At 65.0% G+C, this 426-nt stretch carries 1 pseudogene; it reads left to right on the forward strand.

The features are described from left to right. Positions 1 to 426 (forward strand): annotated as a pseudogene (locus F6X68_RS33275) (shikimate dehydrogenase); the annotation flags it as partial.

Genomic DNA, 426 nt, shown 5'->3' on the forward strand with positions numbered 1-426 from the left:
GATTGATGCCGACCAGCTGCAACTGGAGGACAGCGCCCTGCCCGGCCTGCTAGACGCCGCGCAACACACAGGCTTCACCGGGCTGAACATCACTTACCCATTCAAACAGTCGATCCTGCCACTGCTCGACGAACTGTCGGACGAAGCCCGTGGCATCGGCGCAGTGAATACCGTGGTACTGAAGGACGGCAAGCGCGTCGGCCATAACACCGACTGCCTGGGCTTTGCCGAAGGCTTGCGCCGCGGCCTGCCCGACGTGGCTCGCCGCCAGGTGGTACAGATGGGTGCCGGTGGCGCCGGTTCGGCCGTGGCTCACGCCCTGCTGGGTGAAGGGGTCGAGCAATTGGTGCTGTTCGAAGTGGATGCGGCCCGCGCGCAGGCCTTGGTAGACAACCTGAATGGCCATTTCGGCGCTGGCCGTGCCGT

Origin of the sequence: Micromonospora sp. AMSO12t (genome assembly GCF_008806585.1) — a bacterium.
GTDB lineage: Bacteria > Actinomycetota > Actinomycetes > Mycobacteriales > Micromonosporaceae > Micromonospora > Micromonospora reichwaldensis.